The sequence below is a fragment of the Corallococcus sp. bb12-1 genome, from assembly GCF_026626765.1.
In the GTDB taxonomy this organism is placed as follows: domain Bacteria; phylum Myxococcota; class Myxococcia; order Myxococcales; family Myxococcaceae; genus Corallococcus; species Corallococcus terminator.
The window spans coordinates 287,660-310,037 of record NZ_JAPNJZ010000005.1 but is presented as its reverse complement, the minus strand read 5'-3'; the positions used below and the strand labels follow the sequence as shown (position 1 = coordinate 310,037).

Annotated in this window: 13 protein-coding genes and 1 pseudogene; 8 read left to right on the top strand and 6 right to left on the bottom strand. The window is 69.9% G+C overall.

The genetic code is table 11. The features are described from left to right. Window positions 1-6: 6 nt before the first annotated feature. From OV208_RS10300 to OV208_RS10285, 4 genes are all read right to left on the bottom strand, one after another. Entirely contained in the window at window positions 7-618 is a 612-nt protein-coding gene (locus OV208_RS10300; RefSeq protein WP_267573662.1) for a methyltransferase family protein, read from the bottom strand. Further along, complete coding sequence (locus tag OV208_RS10295; protein WP_267573661.1) at window positions 615-1,889, bottom strand: hypothetical protein; 1,275 nt, start codon at window positions 1,887-1,889, stop codon at window positions 615-617. Before OV208_RS10295 ends, OV208_RS10300 begins: the two co-directional genes overlap by 4 nt. Then, window positions 1,862-2,890, bottom strand: coding sequence for a hypothetical protein (locus tag OV208_RS10290; protein WP_267573660.1), 1,029 nt, complete (start codon window positions 2,888-2,890; stop codon window positions 1,862-1,864). Before OV208_RS10290 ends, OV208_RS10295 begins: the two co-directional genes overlap by 28 nt. A 331-nt stretch (window positions 2,891-3,221) precedes the next feature. Then, complete coding sequence (locus tag OV208_RS10285) at window positions 3,222-4,388, bottom strand: RCC1 domain-containing protein (RefSeq protein WP_420715004.1); 1,167 nt, start codon at window positions 4,386-4,388, stop codon at window positions 3,222-3,224. Window positions 4,389-4,713: 325 nt separating this feature from the next. Here OV208_RS10285 and OV208_RS10280 point away from each other — a divergent pair, with 325 nt between their 5' ends. The 3 genes from OV208_RS10280 to OV208_RS10270 all read left to right on the top strand — a co-directional run bounded on the left by OV208_RS10280 (window position 4,714) and on the right by OV208_RS10270 (window position 8,128). Further along, window positions 4,714-4,929: a helix-turn-helix domain-containing protein gene (locus OV208_RS10280; protein ID WP_267573659.1), complete on the top strand. Its 216-nt coding sequence runs from the start codon at window positions 4,714-4,716 to the stop codon at window positions 4,927-4,929. Window positions 4,930-5,168: 239 nt separating this feature from the next. Next, on the top strand, window positions 5,169-7,262 hold the full coding sequence (locus OV208_RS10275; RefSeq protein WP_267573658.1) for a S46 family peptidase: 2,094 nt from the start codon (window positions 5,169-5,171) through the stop codon (window positions 7,260-7,262). A gap of 80 nt (window positions 7,263-7,342) precedes the next feature. Next, window positions 7,343-8,128 (top strand): phytanoyl-CoA dioxygenase family protein, encoded by a 786-nt coding sequence (locus OV208_RS10270; RefSeq protein ID WP_267573657.1) that lies wholly within the window; start codon window positions 7,343-7,345, stop codon window positions 8,126-8,128. A gap of 63 nt (window positions 8,129-8,191) precedes the next feature. On the opposite strand, the gene guaA is transcribed toward OV208_RS10270, so the two are convergent. Beyond that, window positions 8,192-9,751 carry a glutamine-hydrolyzing GMP synthase gene (gene guaA, locus OV208_RS10265; RefSeq protein ID WP_267573656.1) on the bottom strand — a complete coding sequence of 520 codons (1,560 nt, stop codon included), beginning with the start codon at window positions 9,749-9,751 and terminating at the stop codon, window positions 8,192-8,194. A 127-nt stretch (window positions 9,752-9,878) separates the two neighbouring features. On the opposite strand from guaA, the gene OV208_RS10260 reads away from it, so the two are divergent. Then, window positions 9,879-10,466: a hypothetical protein gene (locus OV208_RS10260; protein ID WP_267573655.1), complete on the top strand. Its 588-nt coding sequence runs from the start codon at window positions 9,879-9,881 to the stop codon at window positions 10,464-10,466. 63 nt (window positions 10,467-10,529) lie between these two features. Here OV208_RS10260 and guaB read toward each other — a convergent pair whose 3' ends face one another. Further along, the gene (gene guaB, locus OV208_RS10255; protein WP_267573654.1) at window positions 10,530-11,987 is read right to left on the bottom strand and encodes an IMP dehydrogenase; all 1,458 of its coding nucleotides are present in this window, start codon (window positions 11,985-11,987) and stop codon (window positions 10,530-10,532) included. A gap of 158 nt (window positions 11,988-12,145) precedes the next feature. On the opposite strand from guaB, the gene OV208_RS10250 reads away from it, so the two are divergent. From OV208_RS10250 to OV208_RS41230, 4 genes and pseudogenes are all read left to right on the top strand, one after another. After that, complete coding sequence (locus OV208_RS10250; RefSeq protein WP_267573653.1) at window positions 12,146-14,413, top strand: TIGR02266 family protein; 2,268 nt, start codon at window positions 12,146-12,148, stop codon at window positions 14,411-14,413. 144 nt (window positions 14,414-14,557) lie between these two features. Continuing rightward, window positions 14,558-20,797, top strand: coding sequence for a non-ribosomal peptide synthetase (locus OV208_RS10245; RefSeq protein ID WP_267573652.1), 6,240 nt, complete (start codon window positions 14,558-14,560; stop codon window positions 20,795-20,797). Next, window positions 20,728-22,122, top strand: a complete 1,395-nt coding sequence (locus OV208_RS10240) for a non-ribosomal peptide synthetase (RefSeq protein WP_267573651.1) — start codon at window positions 20,728-20,730, stop codon at window positions 22,120-22,122. Before OV208_RS10245 ends, OV208_RS10240 begins: the two co-directional genes overlap by 70 nt. Window positions 22,123-22,145: 23 nt before the next feature. Next, window positions 22,146-22,277 (top strand): annotated as a pseudogene (locus OV208_RS41230) (hypothetical protein); the annotation flags it as partial. Between the last annotated feature and the right edge of the window lie 101 nt (window positions 22,278-22,378).

The following is a 22,378-nucleotide window of genomic DNA, read 5'->3' as shown; positions in this document are numbered from 1 at the left end:
GGCGCGTCAGAAGTAGCGAGGTGCGCGCTGGCAATAGCGCGCGTAGGGCTCACCGAGGCGGTCCGCGAGGAACCGCTCCTCCTGGAGCACCAGTTGATGGAAGAGCCCCCCGAGCGCCGCACAGGCGCCCAGCGTCACCACGGACGGAGCCCAGAGCGAAGCCCCTACGAGGTACAGGTAGGAGAACACGTAGATGGGGTTGCGCGAGTAGCGGTGGAGTCCCCCTTCGTGCAGCTCGGGCCGGGCCTCCCCCGCGTCCACGCCGATGCGGAACGCCGGGCCCATTCCATACTGGGCCCACAGCATGCCCATGAGCCCCACGACACCGAGCACCCAACCCGCGAGCGGAGCAATGGGCAGCAGCGGCCGTCCCCAGGGCATGGCGGACCACGCGGGCCAGAGCGCGGCCGCGAGCACGGAGCCGGCCCAGAGCAGCGAGACGCCACTGATGCGCCGCGTGACGCGCGTGTGCGCGGAATCCGCCGCCGCGCTCCGGTAGGCCAGCGGGCTTTTCCCGAAGCGCAGGCGGTAGACGAGGCTGGAGCCCAGGTGCCCCGCGAGCACGTGCAGGCAGATGAAGCCCAGGTACACCCCGGGCGCCTCGCGCAGCCCCATCATGGCGCGAGCACCTCCGCCCGCAGGCCGAAGCCCGAGGACGCCCACCCGGCGACGCGCTCCGTGAAGTCGCGCAACTCCTCGCGCGTCCAGAGGCCCTCGAAGGCCGCCGTGTTGATGTTGAGCGTGTCCGCGAACGACAGGCCCGTGGCGCCCCAGGTGGCCGTGTGGCTGCGCATGGAGCGGATGCGGAGCGGCGCCTGCGTGAAGTGCTTGTCCATCCGTCCCAGGTAGGTGACGACGAGCGTGTTCGTCCGGGGCTCGGCGATGAGCCCGGGACGCGCGTTCTTGCGCAGCACCCTCGCCGGAGCGAGCCGGGCCACCGCCATGCACTCCAGCGCCGTCGTCCAGTGCACGCCCTCATCGAGCACCCGCTGCACCTCGGAGCGGAGGAAGCGGGCCATCTCGCGCGGGGCCTCCAGCCGGGCGCGGACCTCCTTCAGGGAGATCTCAATCGGCACCGCGGAGCAGCCATTGCCCAGCGTCCGCCCGAGCCCCAGCATCCGCCGCAGGTCCACCGGCATGCGCAGGCGGATGAGTCCGTCCGCCGGGGACTCTCGCAGCGCCACGCCCGCGAGCAGCGCGGAGAAGAAGACCTCCGACGCCTGGAGGTCCGTGTCGCCCTGGGGAAGCGTGAGCCGCGCCGTGGCCGATAGCGCGTGTCCGGCGGTGTCCCCACTTCGGCGCAGCCCCATTCCCCGCTGCGCCAGGAGTCGCCGGCGCGGACTCGTGAGCCCCAGCACCACGCTCGGCTGGCGCAGCGCCGCGAGCAGCACCTTGCCATCCGTGAGCGTCGAGGACTCCAGCGGGCGCGACTCCGACCCGCGTCCCGCGCAGAGCAACCACAGCCGCTCCAGCAGGTGCGCCAGCGCCTTCGCGTCCCCGATGGCGTGGTGCAACTGGATGCCCAGCAGCCAGGGCCCCTGGGCCCCGTCCACCATGGGATGCAAGTGCAGCCGCAGCGGCACGTCGCGCGTGAGGTCCACCCGCGTGTTGATGATTCGCGCTACGGCGTCGGGCTCGGACAGGGGCTCCGCGCCTTCCACCAGGGCCGCGTCCACCTCCGCGTCCCCGCGCACGGCGGGCACCCATGCGCGGCGCGCGTCGTTCCAGGCCACGTTGAGGCGCTCGCTCTCCCGCACCAGCGCGCGCAGCCCCCGGCGCAGGAGCGCCACGTCGGGCCTGTCCTCCAGCCGCAACAGCACCGTGGCCCAGAGGGTGGCGACCTCGCCGTCCAGCCGCGCCATCACCGTGTCCACGAAGTTCGCGCGCATCGCTCCATCCATCCCGCGAAGAGTTCCCGGGCCCGCGCGCCGTCCAGCCGGGCGCGGCTCACGACTTCGCACGCGGCCCTCGGGTCCGCCACGTATTGGAAGACGAGTTCATCCGGCTCGCGCTGGTGGAGGCGGATGCCCGTCGGAAGAAAGCCGGCCGCGAGGAGCACCGGCGTCCCCTCGGCCACCCGCTGGGGCTCGCCCATGGGCAGGTGGATGAGGTCCACGCGCGCCCGCTCCGACGTGAGCGCCGGGGTGCCCTCCGCGCTGAAGCCCACGAGGATCCGCCGCTCCAGACGCAGCGACGCGTTCCAGTCGAGCGGACGCAGCACGGCGCCCTCCCTCCATGCCCGGTGCTCCAGCGGCGTGAAGGCCACCGACTCCGCGAGCCCCACCCCGGCCAGGATGGACGCGAGCCACTCCCCCCACGGGCCCTCGGGCAGGTAGCGCCGGCGTGGCGGCGGGGGCGCGAGCACCGTCGTCATCGCCAGTGCCTGCATGGGCACGCCCGAACCCTCCTCCACGCCAAGCAACGTCTCGCCCCGCGTGTAGTTGACGACGAGGCCCATGGGCCTCGCCCGCATGAAGCGCGAGGCGTAGCGCTGCGCCATGACGTGCAGCGTGGAGGTGTTCTGGTGCAGGAAGCCCACCCAGCGCCCGAGCCGCTCCAGCAGCGAGCCCCACAGCGCCTCGTGCTCGGCGCGGCCCATGAGGGTGCGGCGGCTCGGCAGCGCCACGGAGAGCCCCGAGTCCAGCGAGTCCCGCCCCGGCTTGCTCCACAGGCCCGTGTGCCACAGCAGTGCCCCCCGCGCGTCGAACTCGCCGAGGCTCAGCAGCGCCCCGTCCCTCCAGAGCCGCACGGCGCCGCCGGGCTCGTAGAGGAACGGGTAGGAATACGTCTCCGCGTAGCGCGCGTGAAGCAGCTCGCGGAAGGCCGGCTCATCGGGCTCGGCCAGCCAGCGCGTGTGCTCGCTGGGGTTGGCGGCGCGAAGGTCGTCCATCAGGGAAACAGCTCGGTCCCGGCCCATGTGCGCTAGCAATGCATCCTTGAGGCCAGCCGGGAAGGCCCCGCTCCCGCCCGGACGCAACCTCGCTCGCCCAGCCCTTCGTGCAGCGCCTGGCACACGGGTGTGAAGCCCCCTGCACGCAGCCAGCGGTGGACCTGCCGGGAAGTGCCACGAAAGCCCTGCGCTCGACTTGGCGGTGATGGCCGAGGCCGGTGTCGACCTCTCGGCCGCCCAGCCCCAGCTCCTCACCGAGGAACTCGCGCAAGGCGCTCTTCACGAACCGGTGAAGAGCACCTGCTTCACCGGGCTCCTTCAAGCACCCGCGTCAAAGGCTCAGGCCCGGCACCCGCACCGGTGTGAGGCGACTGGTTGTCGTCCCGTCGCCGAGCTGGCCTCTGCCGTTGTAGCCCCAGGCCCAGACGGTGCCGTCCTGCTTCAAGGCGAGCGTGTGGAAGTCGCCAGCGGCGAGGGCTGTGACGCCCGTCAAACCCTGCACGGGTGTGAGACGGTCGGTCGTTGTCCCATCGCCGAGCTGGCCGTATGCGTTGCCGCCCCAGGCCCAGGCGGTGCCGTCCTGCTTCAAGGCGAGTGTGTGGTAGGCGCCAGCGGCGAGGGTCGTGACGCCCGTCAGGTACTGCACCTGCACGGGTGTGAGGCGATGGGTTGTCGTCCCATCGCCGAGCTGGCCGGTCTCGTTGTCCCCCCAGGCCCAGACGGTGCCGTCCTGCTTCAAGGCGAGCGTATGGTATCCGCCAGCGGCGAGTGCCGTGACGCCCGTCACGCCCGGCACCTGCACGGGTGTGAGGCGAGTGGTCGTCGTCGCATCGCCAAGCTGGCCGGACTCGTTGTAGCCCCAGGCCCAGACGGTGCCGTCCTGCTTCAAGGCAAGCGTATGGAATTGGCCAGCAGCGAGGGCCGTGACGCCCGTCAGGCCCGGCACCTGCACGGGTGTGAGGCGATGGGTTGTCGTCCCATCGCCGAGCTGGCCAGACTCGTTGTCCCCCCAGGCCCAGACGGTGCCGTCCTGCTTCAAGGCGAGCGTATGGTATCCGCCAGCGGCGAGGGCCGTGACGCCCGTCACGCCCGGCACCTGCGCAGGCGTGCGGCGGGTTGCCCCCGTCCCATCGCCGAGCTGGCCGTGGTAGTTGTAGCCCCAGGCCCAGACGGTGCCGTCCTCCTTCAATGCGAGCGTGTGGAGGTCGCCAGCGGCGAGGGCCGTGACGCCCGTCAAGCCCTGCACCTGCACAGGCGTGCGACGGTTCGTGAGGGTCCCGTCGCCGAGCTGGCCTTGGACGTTGTAGCCCCAGGCCCAGAGGGTGCCGTCCTGCTTCAAGGCGAGCGTATGAAGTTGGCCAGCGACGAGACGAGGCGAGGGACTCGCAACGCTGGCGGGACCGCCTTGAAGGGAGACGGGAGCGACGGGCGTCACCTGCCCCAGCTCCCCGCGCCACTGCCCGCCCGTCTTCACCAGCGCGTCCGTGCGCGTCGTCATCCCCGCGCCGCTCACCGTCTGAGCGCTGCCCTCCGCCGCTTCCGACTGCGCGCCGCACCCGGCCAATGCCAGCCCCAGGCCCAGGGCCAGCACTGCCAGCCCGCTTCGACTCTCTCTTCGCATGGACTTCTCCCGCGCGTGGGACTTGGAAGGGCCCTCACCCGCTGCGGCTCCGTGCCCACGCGGACGGACGGCCTTTCGGTGGAGAGGGGTGCAGGACTCTACGAGTAGTTCCTTGCCTGCGCTCCTGAGTCGCCCCGCACCGAGGAGGTGCCTTCGGACCTTTCGCGGCGGCCCCTCTCCAGGGCTACCCAAGGGGGAGGGGTTGTACTCGCTCCCCCTGCGCTGCGTGGTCCGCGCGCCTGGCCCACGACGGGAGCTGGCCCGCACCCTGGGCGTGAGCGAGCGGCACCTGCGCCGTGCCTTCGACGACGTGCTCGGCATGGGCCCGAAGGCCTTCGCCCGGCTCGTGCGCTTCCAGCGTGCCCTCCAGGCGTCCGCCACGCCGGGGGCATGGCTGCGCAGCACCCGGGTTGCATAATCCACCCTGCCCGCCCGTGTCGGACGCAATGCGTCGGAATCCCGCGGCGACCCGACTCCACCTCCCCATGGGGGAAATCCGCATGCCCGGCCGGTGACCTCAGGAATCGTTCGGGCGCTCGATCGTTGAGCGTCCTGCGTGGGCGTTTTCACTGCTTGACCGACGCCAGACCTTCCCTCACAAACGCCCCGTCCCCGCTGCTGGCCTTCCCGTCCAGCGGCCCGAAAGGATCCCGACTCATGAAGCGATTGGTCGTCATCGCCGCCCTCGTGGGGGCCGCTCCGGCGCTCGCCGATGAAGGCATGTGGACGTACAACAACTTCCCCAACGCCAAGGTGAAGGAGAAGTACGGCTTCGAGCCGTCCCAGCAATGGCTGGAGAAGCTTCGCCTGGGCGCGGTGCGTCTGGCCGGCGGCTGCTCCGCGAGCTTCGTGTCGCCGGAGGGTCTGGTGATGACGAACCACCACTGCGCGCGCGGCTGCATTGAACAGCTCTCCACCGCGAAGCAGGACTACCTGGCCAACGGCTTCTACGCGAAGGCGCAAGGCGAGGAGAAGCAGTGCCCGGCGATGGAGGTGAACCAGCTCGTTGAAATCACCGACGTCACGGAGGCGCTGAACAAGGCCACCCAGTCCCTGACGGGCAAGCAGTACTCGGACACGCTGAAGTCGGAGATGGCCAAGGTGGAGAAGGCCTGCTCCGCCGGCGACGACAAGGTGCGCTGTGACGTCGTCACGCTGTACCAGGGCGGCAAGTACAACCTCTACAAGTACCGCCGCTTCCAGGACGTGCGCCTGGTGTTCGCCCCGGAGCACGCCATCGCGTTCTTCGGCGGTGACCCGGACAACTTCGAGTTCCCCCGCTACGACCTGGACGTCACGTTCGTGCGCGTCTACCAGGACAAGCAGCCGGCGAAGACGCCGGACTACTTCAAGTGGTCCAAGAGCGGCGCCAAGGAGAACGAGCTCACGTTCGTGGCCGGCAACCCGGGCCGCACGTCGCGCGCGCTGACCATGGCGGAGCTGGAATACACCCGCGATGTGTCCATGCCCAAGTCGCTCATGTACCTGTCCGAGCTGCGCGGCATGCTCACCGAGTTCCAGAAGCGCGGCCCCGAGCAGAAGCGCGTCTCCAGCAACATGCTCTTCGGCGTGGAAAACGCGCTCAAGGCGTCCAAGGGCCGCCACGAGGCGCTGCTGGACAAGAAGTTCTTCGGGACGAAGGTCGCCGCGGAGCAGGAGCTGCGCAAGAAGGTCGACGCGAACCCCGAGCTGAAGAAGAAGTACGCCGGTGCCTGGGAGGAGATCGCCAAGGCCGAGGTGCAGCTGGGCAACCTGCGCAAGGACCTCAGCTACGTCGAGCATGGCCAGGGCATCTCGTCCTCCATGTACAGCATCGCCAAGACGCTGGTGCGCGCAAGCGAGGAGCTGCCCAAGGACAACGGCCAGCGGCTGCGCGAGTTCAACGACGCGAACCAGCCCGCCCTCAAGGCGAACCTCTTCAGCCCCGCGCCCATCTACCCGGAGCTGGAGATCGCCCGCCTGACGTTCAGCCTCACCAAGCTGCGTGAGGAGCTGGGCGCCAAGCACCCGGTCGTGAAGAAGGTGCTGGGCAAGGAGTCCCCGGAGCAGGTCGCCACCCGCGTGGTGAAGGGCAGCAAGCTGAAGGACGTGAAGGCGCGCCAGGCGCTCTTCGACGGCGGCAAGAAGGCCGTGGACGCGTCCAAGGATCCGATGATCCAACTGGCGCTGCTCGTGGACCCGGACGCCCGCGCCATCCGCAAGAAGTTCGAGGATGACGTGGAGTCGGTCATCAAGAAGAACAGCGAGCTGGTCGCCAAGGCGAAGTTCGACATCTACGGCACCAGCCAGTACCCGGACGCGACGTTCTCCCCGCGCGTGTCGTTCGGCTCGGTGAAGGGCTACACGCAGAACGGCGAGAAGGTGGAGCCGTTCACCCAGATGGGCGGCACCTTCGAGCACGCCACCGGCCAGGACCCCTACGCCCTGCCGAAGTCGTGGGTGAAGTCGGAGAAGGTCGTCACCGCCTCCACGCCGATGAACTTCATCACCACCAACGACATCATCGGTGGCAACTCCGGCTCGCCCGTCGTCAACCAGAACCACGAGGTGGTGGGCCTGGTGTTCGACGGCAACATCCAGTCGCTGGGCGGCGAGTACGGCTTCGACGAGTCCGTGAACCGCACCGTGGCCGTCCACTCGGACGCCATCATCGAGGCGCTCCAGAAGATCTACGGCGCCAACCGCGTCCTGGAAGAGCTGCGCCCCGGCAGCACCAAGGTTCCGCCCGTGAAGGCCAACCCGGCCGGGTAGTCAGGCTTCACCATCGTTTGACGTAGAAAGAGGCTGCCCGGTTCGCTCCGGGCAGCCTCTTTTGCTTGCGAGGGCGGTACATGCTCGACGACGCGCGGGTCGAACAGTTCATGCGGGATGGCTTCGTGAGGATCGACCATGCCTTTCCCCGCGAGGTCGCGGACGAGGCGCGGGGCCTCCTCTGGCGGGACACCGGTTGCGACCCTGCCCTGCCCTCGACCTGGACCCGGCCGGTCATCCGGCTGGGCATGTACTCGCTGCCGCCCTTCTTCGCTGCCGCCAACACCCCGGTCCTGCACGCGGCGTTTGATCGGCTCGTCGGCGCGGGCCGGTGGTTGCCCTGCCGCGCCATGGGCACCTTCCCGGTGCGCTTCCCGTCGTCCGCGGACCCCGGGGACGCGGGCTGGCACATCGACGCGAGCTTCGACTACGAGAAGCCGGACTTCATGGAGTGGCGCGCCAACTTCACCTCGAAGGGACGGGCGCTGCTGATGCTGTTCCTGTTCTCGGATGTCGGCGAGGACGATGCCCCCACGCGCATCCGGGTGGGCTCGCACCACGACATCGCCCGGCGGCTGGTTCCGGCCGGCGAGGCCGGCTTGACGCTGCGGGAGCTCGCGGCGGATGGCTTCGCGGTGTCCCCGGAACGGGCCCAGGCGCTGGCCACGGGCGAAGCGGGCACCGTCTACCTGTGCCATCCCTTCCTCGTTCATTCCGCGCAGCCGCACCATGGCACCCGCCCGCGCTTCATGGCCCAGCCGCCGCTCCTGCCCCGCGAACCGCTCAGCCTGACGCGGAGCCCCGCCGACACATCTCCGATCGAAGCGGCCATCCGTCAGGCCCTGGCCTCCAACCCAGGGGCCTGAAACGCGAAACGGCGACCCGCTGCCCGCCGGGTCGCCGCCGTGTGACTTCACGCCTCCTTCAGCTCACTCCCACTCGATGGTGGCGGGCGGCTTGGAGGAGATGTCGTAGACGACGCGGTTGATGCCGCGCACCTCGTTGGTGATGCGCGAGGAGATCTTCTCCAGGATGGGGTACGGGATGCGGGCCCAGTCGGCCGTCATGCCGTCCACGCTGGTGACGGCGCGCAGCACGCAGGTGGACTCGTAGGTGCGCTCGTCGCCCATCACGCCCACGCTCTGCACCGGCAGCAGCACCGCGAACGCCTGCCACACCTCGCGGTACAGCCCGGCTTGGAGGATCTCCTCCTGCACGATGGCGTCCGCGCGGCGCACCAGGTCCAGGCGCTTCTCGTTCACCTCGCCCAGCACGCGGATGGCCAGGCCCGGGCCCGGGAACGGCTGACGGCCGACCATCTCCTCCGGCAGGCCCAGCTCGCGGCCCAGGACGCGCACCTCGTCCTTGAACAGCTCACGCAGGGGCTCCACCAGCTTGAGCTTCATCGTCTCCGGCAGGCCGCCCACGTTGTGGTGGCTCTTGATGGTGACGGAGGGGCCCTTCCAGGAGACGGACTCGATGACGTCCGGGTACAGCGTGCCCTGCGCCAGGAAGCCCGCGTCCTGCACGTCGCGCGAAGCCTCCTCGAACACGGCGATGAACTCCCGGCCGATGATCTTCCGCTTCTGCTCCGGGTCCGTGACGCCGGCCAGCTTCGACAGGAAGCGCTCGCGCGCATCCACCGTCTTCAGCGGCACGTGGAAGCGGTCCACGAAGAGCGCCTCCACCTGCGCCCGCTCGTTCTGCCTGAGGACGCCGTTGTCCACGAAGATGCACTGCAGGCGCGGGCCAATGGCCCGGTGCAGGAGCAGCGCCGCCACGGAGCTGTCCACGCCGCCGGAGAGCCCGCAGATGACCCGGCCCTCCTCGCCCACCTGCTTGCGGATGGTCTCCACCGCCTCGTCGATGAAGCCCTTCATCGTCCAGGAGCCGGACACCTTGCAGTCGTTGAAGAGGAAGGCGCGCAGCATCGCCTTGCCCTGGGGTGTGTGGACCACCTCCGGGTGGAACTGGAGGCCGTACCAGGGCTTCGTCGTGTGGGCGGCCGCCGCGAAGGGCGAATTGCCGCTGCGGCCAATGGCCTCGAAACCGGGCGGGAGCACGTCCACCCGGTCGCCGTGGCTCATCCAGACCTGGACCTGGTCGCCCGGCCGGAACTCCGCGAACGGGCCCCGGGCCGTGAGGACCTCCACGGACGCGCTGCCGAACTCGCGGTGCGCGCCCCGGTCGATGCGGCCTCCCAGCAGCTTGGCGGTGAGCTGGAGGCCGTAGCAGATGCCCAGCACGGGGACGCCCGCCTCGAAGACGTACGGGTCACAACGCGGCGAGCCAGGGGCCTCCACGGACGCCGGCCCCCCGGAGAGGATGATGCCCCGGGGCGCGTACTTGCGGATGTCGTCCGCGGGGAGATCGGGGCGCTGGATCTCGCAGTAGACGCCCAGTTCACGCACCCGGCGGGCGATGAGCTGGGTGTACTGGCTCCCGAAATCAAGGATGAGGATCTTCTCGGAGTGCAGGTCCACCGGCATTTCTCCCAGGGGGCGTCGTTGACGGGTGGGGGCCCTTATCGCTACAAACTTCGGGAAATCAACGCTGAAAGGCCGTCAATTGTTCGAGGTTCGGATGCGCCGCCTGACCGCTTCCAGTGCAGCAGCCATGCTTCTTCTCTCCACGGCGGGTTGCGTGAAGGAGATCTCCTCGGACGAGCGTCTGGAGCGAGACACCCGCAGTGTCGCCGTGAAGGACACCCCCGGAATCGCCGAGCTGTCCAAGGTCACCTGTGACGACACCACCGACCCCCTGACCAAGGCGCGCAACGTCAACCGTCCGGAATCGGACCGGCTGGTGGACTACGTCCAGCTCTACGCCTCCCTCAAGGACCGCACCCACACCTTCGAGGACGCGATGGCCCGGAATCCGGACCTGAGCTACCGCGAGGGCAGCCAGGCGCTGGTGTCCGCCAAGGACACCTGCATCCAGCAGACGGCCGACGTGCGGGTGGAGTTCGAAACCTACCTGCGCGAGCTGGTGGACGTGCCCACCGTGCAGGAGATCAAGGGCGGCAACACCGTCACGGTCGCCCGCCTGGACTTCGCCACCCTGCGCAAGGCCATCGAGACGCTGGATCCGGACGACCGCGAGCAACTCATGCAGCGCGTGGGCGCGGCGGAGAAGCGCGTCGCCACGGTGCCGGCGGCCCCGGAAGACACGGCGGCGGGCGGCAAGCGTCGCGGCGGCAAGTAGTCGCTTGGACCCGCGCCCCCGGTGACACTCCCCGGGGGCGGGGGAATCCGAAGTCGAAGCGCCCTACTCCATCCGGTAGTTGGGCGCTTCCTCGGTGATGATGACGTCGTGCACGTGGCTCTCCTTGAGCCCGGCCGACGTGATGCGCGTGAATATCGCCTTCGTGCGCAGCTCTTCGATGTTCGCGCACCCCACGTAGCCCATGCCGCTGCGGATGCCGCCCAGCATCTGGTGCACGTTCATGGACAGGGTGCCCTTGTACGGCACGCGGCCCTCGATGCCTTCGGGCACCAGCTTCACCGCGTCCACGTCGGACTGGAAGTAGCGGTCCTTGGCACCCTGCTTCATCGCGCCCAGGCTGCCCATGCCCCGGTAGCTCTTGTAGCTGCGGCCCTGGTACAGGATGACGTCGCCAGGGGACTCCTCGGTGCCGGCGAACAGCGAGCCGATCATCACGGAGCTGGCCCCCGCGGCGAGCGCCTTGACGATGTCGCCCGAGTACTTGATGCCGCCGTCAGAGATGATGGGGATGCCGTGCTTGTCCGCCTCGCGGGCGCAGTCATCCACCGCCGTCACCTGGGGCACGCCCACGCCGGCCACCACGCGGGTGGTGCAGATGGAGCCCGGGCCAATGCCCACCTTCACCGCGTCCACGCCCGCCAGGATGAGGGCGCGCGTGCCCTCGGCGGTGGCGACGTTGCCGGCGATGAGGTCGAAGCCGTGGAAGTTCTTGCGCGTGTCGCGCACGCCTTCGATGACGCCCAGCGAGTGCCCGTGCGCGGTGTCCACGACGATGACGTCCACGCCCGCCTTCACCAGCGCGTCGATGCGGGCCTCGCGGTCCGCGGACACGCCCACGGCGGCGGCGCACAGCAGGCGGCCCTTGCTGTCCTTGGCCGCGTGCGGGTGGGTGCGGCGCTTCTCGATGTCCTTGATGGTGATGAGGCCCTTCAACTCATAGGCCTCGTTCACGACGAGGAGCTTCTCGATGCGGTGCTCGTGCAGCAGCTTCTGGGCCTCCTCCTGGGAGATGCCCTCGCGGCCGGTGACGAGCTTCGTCGTCATCACGTCCTCGACCTTCTGGGTGAAGTTCTTCTCGAAGCGCACGTCGCGGCTGGTGACGATGCCCACCAGGCGCTTGCCCTGCACGACGGGCACGCCGGACACGCCGTGCACCTTCATCAGCTCCAGGGCGCGGGCGAGCGGGGCCTTCGGTTCGATGGTGACGGGATCCACCACCATGCCGCTTTCGAACTTCTTGACCTTGAGGACCTCCAGGGCCTGCTGTTCGGGCGTCATGTTCTTGTGGATGACGCCGATGCCGCCCTCCTGGGCCATGGCGATGGCGGTCCGCGCTTCCGTCACGGTGTCCATTGCTGCTGAAAGCAGCGGCACGTTGAGCCGGATGTTGCGCGTCAGGCGGGTCGTCAGGTCGGCATCACGTGGCGTGACGGCGCTCTCACCGGGCAGCAGGAGCACGTCGTCGAAGGTGAGGGCCAGCCGGATATCGGGGTTCAACATTTGGGCTCCCGGAGGCCCCGCGGGGCACCAGCGCCCGGCGGGTGCGGTTCAATACGAGTAACGCGGCAGGCGCGCAACGAAGAAGGTTTTTTGCCGCTGTGTCCAAGGACTTCGGGTGATACTCGGGGCTACACACACATGGGACTTGGGACCGGGCCTTGGCGGATCTGAATCAAGGGGGGGCGGTCGGGCTGGTGGTGAAGCTGCCCTTCGCCACTCCCGAGGAGTTCCTCGCGAAATACGGGGGCAACATCACCCGGGGCGGCATCTATTTGCGCGCCAAGGCCGTGCGCCCTCCAGGCACGGCCGTCACCCTGGATCTCCGGCTGGCAGGCGGCGATCGGCTGCTCTACGCCGCCGCCGTGGTCCACTTCGTCACCGGGCAGCACGGCCAGGGCATCTCCGGCATGGGGCTGAAGTTCGGGGAGGCGGACGCGACGACGCGTCGGTTCCTGGACGGCACCGTCGCCATCCTTCCGCACGCCCAGTCGGACGTGCCGCCCGTGCCCAACGGCGTGGGCACGGCCGACTACACCGTCCCTGCCCCCGTCGCCGCCCCTGCCCTGCCCCCGGCCGCGCCGACCCTCGCTGATGCCTCGGCCGCCTCCGCCCGGGCCGATGCGCCCGGAGCCGTTCCCGCGGGTCCCCCGCTGGAGATGGTGACGGCGGAGGCGCTGGAGTTGAACACCGCGGAGCCGCCCCGGACGGGCCCGGTGATTGGCATCGACCTGGGGACGACGAACTCGTGCGCCGCGTTCGTGCGCGGCAACAAGCCGGGCGTGCTGCCCAGCCGCGAGGGCCACAACACGGTGCCGTCCATCCTCGCCTTCAACCAGCGCGGCAAGCTGGTGGTGGGCCACCCCGCCAAGGGGCAGATGCTGACCAATCCGCGCCAGACGGTGTACGGCGCCAAGCGCCTGGTCGGCCGGCCGTATGCGTCACCCATCGTGGGGCAGATCAAGGACCGCTTTCACTACGAGATCGCCGCCGGGCAGGCGGGCGAGGCAGCGGTGCGGCTGGGCGATCGCATCTATTCGCTCCAGCAGATCTCCGCGCTGATCCTCCGCGAAGTGCGCGAGGTGGCGCAGAACCAACTGGGCCAGCCCATCTCGCGGGCGGTCATCACGGTGCCCGCCTACTACAACGACAACCAGCGGCAGGCGGTGCGCGAGGCGGGGAAGCTCGCGGGCCTGTACGTGGAGCGCATCCTCAACGAGCCCACGGCGGCGGCGCTGGCGTACGGCTTCGGGCGCAAGCTCAACCAGCGGGTGCTGGTGTACGACCTGGGTGGCGGCACCTTCGACGCGTCGGTGCTGGAGCTGCACGACACCGTCTACGAGGTCATCTCCACCGGCGGCGACACGTTCCTGGGCGGCATCGACTTCGACAACGCCATCGTCGAGTACCTCCTGGAGGAGTTCCGGCAGCAGACGGGCCGTGCCTTCCAGGGCGACCGCGTGGCCCTGCAGCGCATCAACGACGCGGCGGAGCGGGCCAAGTGCGCCCTGTCCGAGCGTTCGGAGATGCGGGTGCACGTGGCGTTCGTGACGATGATTGACAACAAGCCGTACGACCTGGACGTCACGCTCACGCGCCAGAAGTTGATCGCGCTGACGGAGAAGCTCGTCGACCGCACCGTGCAGGTTTGTGACGAGGTGTTGCAGGCCAAGGGGCTGAAGCCGCAGGACATCGACGAGGTCATCCTGGTCGGTGGGCAGAGCCGCTTCCCGCTGGTGCACGAGAAGATCACGAAGTTCTTCGGCAAGCCGCCCAGCAAGGGCGTGCACCCGGACGAGGCCGTGGCGCTGGGCGCGGCGCTCCTGGCGCACAGCCTGGGACAGTTGGAAGGCGTGGTGCTCATCGACGTGCTGCCCATGGCCATTGGCGTGGGGCTGCCGGGTGGGCGCTTCAAGCCGGTGCTGGAGCGCAACGTGTCGCTGCCGGCCTCCAAGGTCTACACGCTCTCCACGCACCGGGATGAGCAGACGGAGCTGGAGCTCTCCGTGTTTCAGGGCGACTCCGAACGGGCCCCGGACAACGAATACCTGGGCACACTCCGGCTCGCGGGCCTTCCCAAGCGTTCGCGCGGCGCGGTCCAGGTCACGGTCACCTTCGAGGTCAGCAACGAGTCGCTGCTCAAGGTGATCGCGCGCGAGGCGACGACGGGCCGCGAGGTGGTCAGCACGTTCACCACGCGTGACACGCCGGAGTCCGTGAAGGCACGTCTGGCCCAGGTGGAACCCGAGTCCGCTCCCGTGCCTCCGACGCTTGCTCAAGGAGCAGGCAACAGTGCTGCGGCCGTTGGCGGAGCGCGAAATGTGGCCACGTCGGCGCCTGTCGCACCGATGCTGACACCGGATGCGGTGGTGGTGTTGAAACAGAAGGGCTTCATGGGCTGGCTGAAAGGTCTTTTCGGCCGCGCGTGATTTCTTTGTCTCACCCCCCCCTCTGACTGAGGGGGCTGGTGACACAGGTACGTAGCAGCGACTGGTACCGTGGGTGCCTACGGGATCAAGCACCAGGGCTGATAAGAAGTGTCGACGCTTTTTCGACACTTTGGACGGCTCCCCGTGCCTGACTTCTCGCGAACCCTTCCTGGCGTCCTGTTGAATCTCGCGGTGGGGCCTTCCGCCCATGCTCCGCTCTACACCTTCCTCGGGGAGGTGGACGGCGACGAGACCGTGCTCAGTGCCTTCGAGCTGGATGCTCGCGCGCGTCGCATCGCCGCGGCGTTGCAGGCACGGGGCGCGGTGGGCGAGCGCGTACTGCTGCTGTATCCGCCGGGCCTGGACTACGTCGCGGGCTTCTTCGGCTGCCTGTACGCGGGCGCGGTGGCGGTGCCGGCCTATCCGCCGGATCCGATGCGGCTGGAGCGCACCCTGCCCCGCTTGAGGGCCATCATCCAGGACGCGCAGGCGTCGGTGGTGCTCACCACGTCGGGCATCCTGGAGCTGTCGGACTTCGTCTTCGAGCAGGCCCCGGACTTCCGCGCGCTGCACTGGATGGCGACGGATGCGCTGCCGGAGGGCGGCGAGCGGGACTGGCGCACGCCGGATGTGGGCGCGCAGTCGCTGGCGTTCCTCCAGTACACGTCAGGAAGTACGGGCACGCCCAAGGGCGTGATGCTCACGCACGCGAACCTGCTGCACAACCTGGGGCTCATCTCCGGAGCGTTCCAGGTGCGCCGCGACAGCGTGGGCGTCATCTGGCTGCCGCCGTACCACGACATGGGCCTCATTGGCGGCATCCTCCAGCCGCTGTCCGCGGGCTTCCCGGTGGCGCTGATGTCACCGATGGCGTTCCTGCAAAAGCCGCTGCGCTGGTTGCAGGCGGTGTCGCGCTTCCGGGGCACCATCAGCGGTGGGCCCAACTTCGCCTTCGAGTTGTGCGCGCGTCGCGCGACGCCGGAGGACGTGGCGTCGTTGGACTTGTCCTCGTGGGAGGTGGCCTTCTGCGGCGCGGAGCCCATCCGCGCGGCCACGCTGGAGCGCTTCGCGGAGGTGTTCGGGCCCAGCGGCTTCCGGCGCGAGGCTTTCTATCCCTGCTACGGCCTGGCGGAAGGGACGCTCATCGTCACTGGCGAAGTGAAGGGCCGGGGCGTGCGCGTGCATCCGCTGGAGGATGCGGCGCTGGCGCGGGGGCTCGCGGTGGTGGGGGCGCAGGATGCAGCGGGCGTGCGCTCGCACATTGGCTGCGGGACGACGCTGGCGGAGCAGCGGGTGCTGGTGGTGGAGCCGGACTCGCTCGTTCCGCGTGCCCCCGGGCAGGTGGGGGAAATCTGGGTGTCGGGCGCGAGCGTGGCCCAGGGGTACTGGCGCAAGCCGGAGTTGAGCGAGTCCACCTTCCACGCCCGTCCGGCCGGTGTGGTGGAGGGGCCTGAGTACCTGCGCACGGGAGATTTGGGCGTGCTGACTGAGGACGGGCAGTTGCTCGTCACGGGGCGGCGCAAGGACCTCATCATCCTGCGCGGGCGCAACCTGTACCCGCAGGACGTGGAGGGAGTCATTGAGCGCGCGGACTCGCGCGTGCGAGCGGGCAGCGTGGCGGCGTTCTCCGTGGAGACGACGTCTGGCGAGGCGCTGGCCGTGGTGGCGGAAGTGGGCCGGGACTTGGCCGACGCGGACGCGACGGTGCTGGCGGCGGTGGCCAACGGGCTGCGGCAGGCGCTGGCGCGTGAGCTGGAGGTCCAGACGCACACGGTGGCGCTGCTGCCTCCGGGCGCGGTGCCCAAGACGTCGAGTGGGAAGATCCAGCGCTTCGCGTGCCGTGCCGCGCTCGTGTCCGGGGAACTCTCCGTGCTGTGGCGCAGCGAGGCGGCGGGTGCGCAGCCGTTGGTACGGGCTCTGGTGGATCCTGTGTCCGAGTCGGCGGCGGTGGAGCAGGTCGGTGCGACGACGGTGGCTTCGACAGCGGAGGCCACGGCCTCGGCTGATGTGACGGTGAATCCGTCCGGTGTGGTGAAGGACGGCGTGGAGGCCACGGCCTCGGCGGGTGCGACGGTGAATCCGTCCGGTGTGGTGAAGGACGGCGTGGAGGCCACGGCCTCGGCGGGTGCGACGGTGAATCCGTCCGGCGCGGAGAATGACGGCTTGGAGGCCACGGCCTCGGCGGGGGCGCCGGCACATCAGCCCATTACGACGACAGGGTCCTCGGCAACGGAGGCCACGGCCTCGGCTGATGCGACGCCCTCCACGGGCACGGGCGCACCGCCGGATGCGTCACGGGTCGCGGCCTCCCCTGCCCGCTCCGTGGAGGAACTGGAGCGCATCCTCCGTGAGGAGCTGACCGCCGTGCTCGGGGCGGAGGCGGGCCTTCAGGCCTCGGACGTTCCGCTCACGCAGCTGGGCATGGACTCGCTCGCGGCCGCGGACCTCCAGGCCCGCATCGAGAAGCGGCTGGGGAAGCGTGTCTCCGCGGCCACCCTGCTCCAGGACGTGACGCTCCAGGCGCTCGCGGCTTCGTTGTCCCAGGGCCGCACCGCGACGGGACTGGCGGCGCTTCCTCCCGTGCAGCGTCGTCCGGCTTCAGCCGCGATGACGCCGGCCTCGTTCTCCCAGCAGCGGCTGTGGTTCCTCCAGCAACTCGCACCGGAGTCCACCGCCTACCATGTCCCTGTCTCGCTCTCGCTCCGGGGCCCTCTGGTCCCGGAGGCGCTGTCGCGCTCGCTGACCGAGTGGGTCCGTCGTCACGAAGCGTTGCGCACGACCTTCGTCGCCCGGGACGGGGTGCTGTTCCAGCACGTCCATGCGCCGTCCCCCGTGTCGCTGACGGTGGAGGACGTCGCCAGCCCGGACTCCGTGTCACGGGAGGCGCTGCTGGATGCGTGGGCGGTGCGCGACGCCCAGCAGCCGATGGACATGTTCACCGGGCCGCTGCTGCGCTTCGTGCTGCTGCGCTTCGCTGCCGAAGACCATGTGCTGCTCGTCTTCGTGCACCACCTGATTGCCGACGGCTGGTCCGTGGCGGTGCTCTCGCGCGAGCTGGCCGCGCTCTACGGTGCCTTCACCACGCAGCGCCCCTCGCCCCTGCCCGAGCCGGCGCTCCAGTACGGCGACTTCGCGGCGTGGCAGCAGGCGCACCTGACGCCCCAGGCCCTGGCCCCGGAACTCGCGTGGTGGAAGCAGACGCTCTCCGGAGCGCCGTCTCTCTTGTCCCTGGCCACCGACAAGCTGAGGCCCCAGCGACTGTCCTCCCACGGTGCCCGCAGGCTGCGCGTGCTGCCCGCGCCCCTGATGGCGAAGCTCAACGCACTGGGCCGCCGTGAAGGCGCCACGCCCTTCATGATGCTGGTGGCCGCGCTGGGCACCGTGCTGCACCGGTGGAGTGGCCAGACGGACTTCATTCTGGGCTCAGCGACGTCCGGGCGCGATGTGCCGGGCACCCGCTCCCTCGTCGGCGACTGCACCAACTTCCTTCCGCTGCGCCTGCGCCTTCCTGGCGACACGACCGTGACGGGGCTCCTCTCCAGCGTGAAGCGGACGACGCTGGAGGCGCTGGCCCATGGGTACGTGCCCTATGACCATGTGCTCGCCGTCGCGCAGCCTGGCTCGCAGCGGCGCGAGCTGTACAACGTCGCCTTCGTCCTGGACGACTACGCCATTCCGCGCGCCCAGCCCGTGGGCGGTGGACTGACGCTGGACGTGGGGCTGCTGGACAACCGCACCACCGAGCTCGACATGACCTTCGAGGCCGCCCCCGGCCCCGAGGGTCTGCTCGTCGGCTGCAAGTACGCCACGGACCTCTTCGAGCCGGAGACCATCGACCGACTCCTCTCCCACCTGGAGGTGGTCGTCGTCGGCATGGTGGCCGCCCCGGAGACGAAGCTCTCCGAGCTGCCCGTGATGACGGAGGCCGAGCGTCACCAGGTCCTCCACGGCTGGAACCCGCCCGTCGAGCCGTTCCCCACCGGCACGCTGGTGGAGCGCTTCGAGGGGCAGGTGGAGCGCACTCCGGACGCCATCGCCGTCACCTTCGAGCTGCGCCAGCTCACCTACCGCGAGCTGGACGCCCGCGCGAACCGGCTGGCCCATGTCCTCCAGGCGCGCGGCGTGGGGCCGGAAGTGCTCGTGGGCGTGTGCCTGGAGCGCGGCGTGGAGCTGGTGGTGACGCTGCTCGGCATCCTCAAGGCCGGAGGCGCGTACCTGCCCCTGGACTCCGCGCATCCGCGCGAGCACCTGGCGTTCCTGCTGGAGGATGCGCGCTCGCCGCTCGTCCTTACCCAGGCGTCGCTGGAGGACCGCGTCCCGTCGGTGGACGGCACGTCCGTGCTCACGTTCGAGGCGGCGATGGCCTCCGGGGCATCGTCCTCGCGCCCCGCGCACCGGACTGCACCGGGCGACCTCGCGTATGTCATCTACACCTCGGGCTCCACCGGACGTCCCAAGGGCGTGATGGTGCAGCACGACCACGTCACGCGGCTGTTCAGCGCGACGGACGCGAAGTTCCACTTCGGGCCTTCGGACGTGTGGACGCTGTTCCATTCCTACGCGTTCGACTTCTCCGTCTGGGAGCTATGGGGCGCGCTGCTTTACGGCGGCCGGCTGGTGGTGGTGCCGTACTTCGTCAGCCGCTCGCCGCAGGCCTTCCTGCGCCTGCTGGCCGACGAGGGCGTCACCGTCCTCAACCAGACGCCCACCGCCTTCCGGCAGCTGCTCCACTCCGAGCAGCAAGGCGAAGCCCCGGCCCTGGCGCTGCGCTACGTCATCTTCGGCGGTGAGGCGCTGGACCTCGCCTCGCTGCGTCCCTGGTTCGAGCGTCATGGCGACGTGCGGCCCCAGCTCGTGAACATGTACGGCATCACCGAGACCACGGTGCATGTCACGTGGCGGCCAGTGGGGCTCGCGGACCTGGAGCGTCCCGGGTCCAGCGTCATCGGCCAGCCCATTGCCGACCTCCAGCTGTACCTGCTGGACGCAGCGGGACAGCCGGTGCCCCTCGGGGTGCCGGGCGAAATCCACGTGGGCGGCGCTGGCGTGGCCCGAGGCTACCTGCGCCGGCCGGAGCTCACGGCAGCGCGCTTCGTGGACGACCGCTTCGGCCCCGTGCCAGGCCGCAAGCTGTACCGCGCGGGAGACCTGGCGCGGCGGTTGCCCTCTGGCGAACTGGAGTACCTGGGCCGCATCGACCACCAGGTGAAGCTGCGGGGCTTCCGCATCGAGCTGGGTGAAATCGAGTCCTCGCTCAGCACGCACCCCGAGGTGCGCGAGACGGTTGTCATCGTGCGCGAGGACGTGCCCGGTGAGCAGCGGCTCGTGGCCTACGTCGTCCCCGCCACCGTGGAGGCCAGCGCCCTGCGCGAGCACCTGCGCGCGCGGCTGCCCGAGTACATGGTGCCCGCAGCCTTCGTCAGCATGGACGCCCTGCCCCTCACCACCAACGGCAAGGTGGACCGTCGCGAGCTGCCCGCCCCCACCGTCACCGCGTCTTCCCGCGAGGACGACGCGCCCCTGACGCCACTCCAGGAGCAACTGGCGTCTCTGTTCCGCGAAGTGCTGCGCGTGGAGCGCGTGGGCGCTCACGACGACTTCTTCGATTTGGGTGGGCACTCGCTGCTGGCCACGCAGCTTGTCACCCGGGTGGCCGCGCGGTTCGGCGTGGAACTGCCCCTGCGCACGCTGTTCGAAGCGCCCACGCTGGTGCAACTCTCGGAGCGCATTCAGGCATTGCCGTCGCGCGCCGTCACCTCGCCAATTCCCGTCGTTCCCCGGCAGGGCGACCTGCCGCTGTCGTTCGCGCAGCAGCGCATGTGGCTGCTGGAGCAGTTGGAGCCAGGGCAGGCGCTCTACAACATCCCCCTGGCCCTGCGGCTCACCGGCGCCCTGGATGTGGACGTGCTGCGCCGCACCTTCGCGGAAATCGTCCGGCGGCATGAACCGCTGCGCACCACGTTCGTGGAGCACGAGGGCCAACCGCTCCAGCGCATCCACGCCGCGCCCGCCGAGTGGCCGCTGCCGGTGGAGGTGATTCCCGAAGGCGCCGCGCGCGAGGACACCCTTCGCCGCCGCATGCGCGACGAAGCCGCCCTGCCGTTCGACCTGGGCACCGGTCCGCTGTTGCGCACGCGCCTGCTGAAGCTCGCTGACGGGGAGCACGTGCTGCTCCTGAGCATGCATCATATCGTCTCCGACGGTTGGTCCATGGGCGTGCTGGTGCACGAGGTGGGCAGCCTCTACGCGGCGTTCTCGGAAGGCCGTCCCTCGCCGCTGCCGGCGCTGGCGGTGCAGGCCGCCGACTTCGCCGTGTGGCAGCGCCAGGAGGGGAAACTCCGAAGGCGTGCAGGCGCACCTTCGATGCCCTGGGCGAGTCACTGAAGGACCTTCCCGCGCTGACGCTGCCGTCCGAGCATGGCCTGCCCGCGACGCGGACCCTGCGGGGTGCAAGCCACGTCTTCACGCTGCCGGCGTCGCTGGTGCGGGCGCTGGAGCAGGTGGCCCGGGAATGCAACGCCACGCTGTTCATGGTGCTGCTGGCCGGGTACGAGACGCTGTTGGCGCGCTACTCGGGGCAGGACGACTTCGCCGTGGGCAGTCCCGTGGCCCACCGTACCCGGCCGGAGCTGGAGCCGCTCATCGGCGTCTTCCTCAACACGCTGGTGCTGCGTGCCCGACTGGACGGAGACCCCCGCTTCACGGAGTTGGTGGAGCGCGTGCGTGAGTCCTCGCTGGCCGCGTATGCCCACCAGGACGTGCCTTTCGAGCGGCTGGTGGAATCGCTGGGCTCCACTCGCGGAGCGGACCGCGCTTCGCTGTTCCAGGTGATGTTCGCGCTGCACAACGCGCCCGTGCCTCCGCCCGCGCTGCCGGGCGTGCGCGTGGAGCTGCTGCCCACCGCGCCGGACACCTCCCGCTTCGATGTGAGCCTGTCGATGATGGCGCGCGACGGCGGGCTGGAGGGGACGCTCGAATACAGCCTGGACCTCTTCACCCCGACCACCGCCGCGCGGCTGGCATCGCAGTTCCGAGTCCTGCTGGAGGCGGTGGCCCAGGACGCGACGGTGCCCGTCAGCCGCCTGCCTCTCATGGACGCCGAAGAGCGCTCCTGGGTGCTGGTGGACTGGAACGCCGCGGCCACCGTGCCCTTCGCGGAGGACACCCTCCCCGGCCTCTTCGAGTCCCACGCCCGCCGCGCCCCGGACGCCGTGGCCGTGGAGCACGAGGGCAGGACGCTCACGTATGGAGCGCTGGACGCGCGGGCCAACCAACTCGCGCGCCACCTGCTGTCGCTGGGCCTGCGCCCTGAGGGCCGCGTGGGCCTGTGCCTGGAGCGCGGCCTGGACCTCGTGGTGGGCATGCTGGGCGTGCTCAAGGCTGGCGGCTGCTACGTGCCGTTGGACCCGTCCTACCCGCAGCAGCGCCTGACGTTCATGTTCCAGGACGCGGGCCTGTCCGCGGTGGTGACGGAGCGCTCCCTGCTGCCGTCGCTGCTGGAGCAGTCCTGGCCCACGGTGTGCCTGGACGCGCAACCGGATGCGTTGGAGCGTCACGCCACCACCGCGCCTGACGGCGTGCCAGTGCTGCCGGGCCAGCTCGCGTACGTCCTCTACACGTCGGGCTCCACCGGGACGCCGAAGGGCGCGGGCGTGGAGCACCGCTCCATCGTCCATCCTGGTGCGGGACACGAACTTCGTGCGTCCTGACGCCGCAAGACTGCATCGCGCAGGTGTCCACGCCATCCTTCGACGCGGCCACCTTCGAAGTCTGGGGCGCCCTGCTCAACGGCACGCGGCTCGTCATCATCCCCCGTGACGTGACGTTGTCTCCGCCGCACCTCGCGCGGAAGCTGCGCGACGTGGGCGCCACCACGGTGCTGCTCACCACCGCCCTCTTCCACGAGATGGCGCGCGAGGAGCCCGGCGCGCTGGCAGGCCCTGCGCAATACCTTCTTCGGTGGGG

Coding starts and splice junctions, on each gene's coding strand:
- OV208_RS10300 (WP_267573662.1), bottom strand. CDS start 618: ATGATGGGGCTGCGCGAGGCGCCCGGGGTGTACCTGGGCTTCATCTGC.
- OV208_RS10295 (WP_267573661.1), bottom strand. CDS start 1,889: ATGCGCGCGAACTTCGTGGACACGGTGATGGCGCGGCTGGACGGCGAG.
- OV208_RS10290 (WP_267573660.1), bottom strand. CDS start 2,890: ATGGACGACCTTCGCGCCGCCAACCCCAGCGAGCACACGCGCTGGCTG.
- OV208_RS10285 (WP_420715004.1), bottom strand. CDS start 4,388: ATGACGACGCGCACGGACGCGCTGGTGAAGACGGGCGGGCAGTGGCGC.
- OV208_RS10275 (WP_267573658.1), top strand. CDS start 5,169: ATGAAGCGATTGGTCGTCATCGCCGCCCTCGTGGGGGCCGCTCCGGCG.
- OV208_RS10270 (WP_267573657.1), top strand. CDS start 7,343: ATGCTCGACGACGCGCGGGTCGAACAGTTCATGCGGGATGGCTTCGTG.
- guaA (WP_267573656.1), bottom strand. CDS start 9,751: ATGCCGGTGGACCTGCACTCCGAGAAGATCCTCATCCTTGATTTCGGG.
- OV208_RS10260 (WP_267573655.1), top strand. CDS start 9,879: ATGCTTCTTCTCTCCACGGCGGGTTGCGTGAAGGAGATCTCCTCGGAC.
- guaB (WP_267573654.1), bottom strand. CDS start 11,987: ATGTTGAACCCCGATATCCGGCTGGCCCTCACCTTCGACGACGTGCTC.